Here is a 4,574-nt window from a genome sequence, read left to right as displayed (position 1 = left end):
GAAACCTGTGCAGACAAGAATGGAGTTCGTAGGAAGCCCCCACTTCAAAATCCGGAGGATTTAAGTGGTGGGTAGTTCACTTGCGCATTACATCAGATACAAGATTAAAGGATCAGATTATTCGCCGATTCCTTCAATCCATTCAGATACAAGATCCGAATTGTTGTCGACCCAGTTGCGGGCAGCATCTTCAGGTTCTGCACCTTCCTGGATTTCAAGCATGACTTCTTCCATGTGGTCTGTTTCCCAGTAGAAATTATCAAGTAACTGATAAGCTTCTGGTAGGTCTTCAGATAGCCCTTCACGTACAAAGGTATCGATTGTTTCAGCTTCTCCGAATGAACCTTCCGGATCCTCAAGGTATTTCAGGTCGAACTGAGAGAATTTCCAGTGAGGAGACCATCCAGTTACGATAATTTCATCTTCGTTCTGGTATGCAGTAGTCAGTTCCTGGACCATTGCACCTGAAGAAGATGTCTGTACGTTCCATCCGTCAAGATTTTCGTAATCCTCTAAAGCTTGTTCAGCTGCAGCGACAACACCAGCACCTGCTTCGATTCCTGTAATTGTCTGACCCGCTTCATCTGAAAGATCAGCAATAGAATCAACATCCATATATTCAGGAACGACTAATCCAATTACGGCCCCTTCAAGGTTTGTTCCTAGGTGTTCCATTCTGTCTGAATACTCATCAAATTGTGCTTGGTGAGTACCAGGCAGCCATGCAGCAACCATTGCGTCTGCGTCTCCAGAAGCGACTGCTTCCCACATGATTGCATTGTCAAGAGCTGTCAAAGTAACGTCGTATCCCAAATCTTCAAGTACTTCTGCAACGACGTGTGTTGAAGCAATCTCTGAATCCCAGCTTACATAAGATAAAGTAATTTCATCACCATCGACAACTGTTTCAATTTCTTCACCGTTGTCTGCAGTGTCGCTATTATCTTCACATGCTGCTAAAAATAATACTGATGCAGATGCTGCTGTTAGTCCAAACTTTTTCCATGTCATATCCAAAATAAATCTCTCCTTCATAGTTTTGAGTGTATTTATTGTACTGTGTTTGCTTAATTATCTGATTTATTGAAGCCTTGCAGTACGCGGTCTAGAATGATTGCCAGTACCACTAAAGCAAATCCGGCAACGAATCCAGGCCCAACTTGGGCACGCTGGAGAGCATTGATGACGCGTTCACCTAATCCAGGCGCTCCGATCATTGAGGCAATAACAACCATTGAGAGTGCAAGCAGCACAGTCTGGTTTATTCCTGCCATAATAGTCGGTTTAGCCAGAGGCAGTTCAACTTTGAACAGACGCTGTGATCCGGTACTACCAAATGATTCTGCTGCTTCGATCATTTCATCAGGGACCTGACGGATACCCAGGTTCGTGAAGCGGACAGTTGGGGGCAGAGCGAAAATAACAGCTGAGAATACACCGGGTACCATACCGATTCCGAAAAAGGCAACGGCTGGAATAAGGTATACGAATGCCGGCATTGTCTGCATAAAGTCAAGAATTGGGGTAATGATCCAGTTGGCTGTCCGGCTCTTGGCCATCCAGATTCCAACAGGCACACCGATCAGTATGGAAAGCAGACTGGCAACGAGCACAAGCGTGATCGTGTACATTAATGGATCCCATAGTCCCTGGTTATGGATGTAAAGTAGTCCCAATAGTGTAAAAACAGGCAGTCCGAGTTTTTTGCGGCCAGCAAAGTATGCCAAAGCCACAAGCAGGACGATGAATAGGAGCGGCGGGATAAATAGAAGCAGATCTGTAATGCCATCCATCAGCCATGCGCCACCGTCACGAATCGCTCCAAAGAACCAAGACAGGTTCTGTGTCAGCCAGGTGATGATATTGGCCATCCATTCCGATACGGGTAAACGGGGGATCTGGTCTAATATACTATTGTTCATCTATTGTTTCCTCCTCTCGGTCTTTCACTAATGCACCAAGGACGAGTCCTCGGACAACGATACCAAGCAGCTTGTCTTCTCCATCAACAACGGCGACTGGAGTCTGACTATTATGAATGACATCGTATAATTCATGAATCAAAGTTTCTTTATGAACTTTAGGAATATCCGTGCGGACGATTTCCTGCAGATCTTTCTTGTCCTGTTTTACTGCCTCAAGAACATCTTCATCCGTGACGTAGCCTTTCAGCACATTGTTTTTATCGACAACAAGCATGCTGGACAAATTATCAGCCTTCATACGCTGCATAGCCACACGCGGGCCACTCTGCTTGATACGAAGAGTTTGAGGGCGTTCCATGATGTTTTCTGCTGTCAGAACTTTAGAACGGTCGACATCTTCAACGAAACGTTCAACATATTCGTTGGCAGGATTCGTCAGGATCTCTTCGCCTGTTCCTACTTGCACGACTTCTCCGTCTTTCATGATGGCAATGCGGTCACCGATACGCAGCGATTCATTTAAGTCATGTGTAATGAAAATAATCGTTTTGTGCATCGTGTCCTGCATTTCAAGCAGTTCATCCTGCATGTCACGTCTGATCAACGGGTCAAGTGCTGAGAACGCTTCATCCATAAGCAGGATTTCAGGATCATTTGCAAGCGCACGTGCCAGTCCGACACGCTGCTGCATCCCACCAGATAACTGATTAGGACGTTGGTCCTTATATGGAAGAAGACCGGCATTATCCAGGGCACGTTCAGCTTTCTCCTGACGTTCTGCCTTGTCTACTCCCTGAACTTCCAGTCCATACTCAGTATTTTCCAGAATCGTACGGTGCGGGAATAATCCAAAGTTCTGGAATACCATAGATACTTTTTCACGACGGACTTTTCTTAATTGCTCTTTATCCATCTTAGCAATGTCATCCCCATCGATCAGGATGTTGCCTTCAGTCGGTTCGATCAGTCTGTTCAGCATACGAACCAGTGTAGATTTACCACTACCGGATAATCCCATAATGACAAATATTTCACCTTGTTCTACTTTAAAGCTGGCTTTATTTACACCAACGGTTGCGCCTGTCTTTTCAAGAATGTCTTCTTTTGAATGACCCTTCTTTACTAATTCAAGTGCCTGACGTTCTTTCTTTCCGAAAATTTTCGTCAGATTCTGTATTTCTACCTTAGTAGTCAACAAGTTGTCCTCCTTGTATTTTAATTTGTTTTAAACTTTGACGACAATACGTCGCTGACAGAAAGCAAGTGTTGTCTTCTGCCTACGCTCCACTATTCAATGTACCAAAACAATTTAGTAGTGTAAAACCATACGCCTTTACAGCACTTTATGAGAAGAAATGTTATCGTTTACCAAACCCGTAACCAAACAATTCTAAGAATCTGATTAGAAATGACAAAATTGTTTCTTTTTGATGACTTTTTTAAAAGACAAGAGTGAAAGTTTCAAACAATCATTGAAGTGGAGCGTCTGATTTGACCCTGCCAAAAAATCTTTGTTAAGGTAGATATGTGTCTCATGTAATAATGGCTTTTTCCGTGCCTTTGAACAGGGCTATTATCTAATTGCTAAAAAAATTTTATCAATAAAGGATCTAGTTATTAACGGAGTTGGATGTGCATTGGGAATCGATAGGAAAGAATAAGAACAGGAGGAAAGAGAGAATGAAAAGTATAGATAAAAAAGGTCTGCTGTCACTCGCAGCTCTTTCTGCCACAGTCGTCTTGAGTGGCTGTCAGCTCTTCGGAGCGGCAGACGATGAGACAACTCTGGAGCGTGTTCAGCGCGAAGGAGAAGTGACTGTCGGTTTTGCAAACGAACAGCCATATGCATACCAGACAGCTGAAGGAGAACTGACCGGATCTTCGGTTGAGATTGCCAGACAGATTATGGAAAATATGGGAGTCTCTGAAATGAATGGGGTACTGACGGAATTTGCGTCGCTGATTCCAGGGCTTCAGGCAGAGCGATTTGATATGGTCGCTGCTGGTATGTTCATTACACCAGATAGAGCAGCTGCAGATCATATTCAGTTTGCCAATCCTGAATATACTATAGGTCAGGCTATTGCAGTGGAAGCAGGTAATCCACTGGATCTTCATTCATATGAAGACATTGCTGAAAATGATGATGCCATCGTTGCTGTGCCTTCTGGAACGGTAGAGTACGACTTTCTGCTGGATGTCGGAGTACCAGAGGGACGGATCGTTACCGTGCCGGATATGCCGTCAGCGCTTGCCGCACTTCAGGCTGGCCGTGCAGATGTCATTACAGCGACCGGACCGTCTCTGCAATCGATTCTGGATACAGCAGCTGATGACTCAATCGAACGTGTGGATGACTATACTCAGCCGGTGATCGATGGTGAGGAAGTCATCAACTATGGAGCAACAGTATTTAGAGATACAGATGAAGACTTTATTGAGGCCTTCAACCAGGAACTCGATAATCTTAAGAAATCCGGAGAACTTTTAGAGATTATTGAAGAATTCGGCTTTACTGAAGAAGATCTTCCAGGAGATGCAACGGTTGAAGATGCTATTTAACGACAATAATTTATACGGGAACTGTCAAATTTTTTATGAAAACTAAAAATTAAAGGTGGTGAAGGCCCACTGACTATACCAATCGGA

2 protein-coding genes and 1 pseudogene are annotated in these 4,574 nt (G+C 44.0%); 1 reads left to right on the top strand and 2 read right to left on the bottom strand.

What is annotated here, in order from left to right:
- Positions 1 to 117: 117 nt before the first annotated feature.
- Positions 118 to 1,922: pseudogene (locus tag ABFX15_RS06025) on the bottom strand (ABC transporter permease/substrate binding protein).
- Positions 1,912 to 3,120 (bottom strand): quaternary amine ABC transporter ATP-binding protein, encoded by a 1,209-nt coding sequence (locus ABFX15_RS06020; RefSeq protein ID WP_346024572.1) that lies wholly within the window; start codon positions 3,118 to 3,120, stop codon positions 1,912 to 1,914. The pseudogene ABFX15_RS06025 and the gene ABFX15_RS06020 overlap by 11 nt, the downstream one beginning before the upstream one ends.
- Before the next feature lie 485 nt (positions 3,121 to 3,605).
- Here ABFX15_RS06020 and ehuB point away from each other — a divergent pair, with 485 nt between their 5' ends.
- Positions 3,606 to 4,487: an ectoine/hydroxyectoine ABC transporter substrate-binding protein EhuB gene (gene ehuB, locus ABFX15_RS06015; protein ID WP_346024571.1), complete on the top strand. Its 882-nt coding sequence runs from the start codon at positions 3,606 to 3,608 to the stop codon at positions 4,485 to 4,487.
- The last annotated feature ends 87 nt before the right edge of the window (positions 4,488 to 4,574 follow it).

Source organism: Alkalibacterium indicireducens (assembly GCF_039522005.1).
In the GTDB taxonomy this organism is placed as follows: Bacteria; Bacillota; Bacilli; order Lactobacillales; family Carnobacteriaceae_A; genus Alkalibacterium; species Alkalibacterium indicireducens.
Note: the sequence above shows the minus strand (reverse complement) of the source record. Positions and strands in the feature narration are given on the sequence as shown.

Excerpts from the sequence above, each read along its gene's own strand:
- ehuB (WP_346024571.1), top strand. The coding sequence starts at position 3,606 with ATGAAAAGTATAGATAAAAAAGGTCTGCTGTCACTCGCAGCTCTTTCT.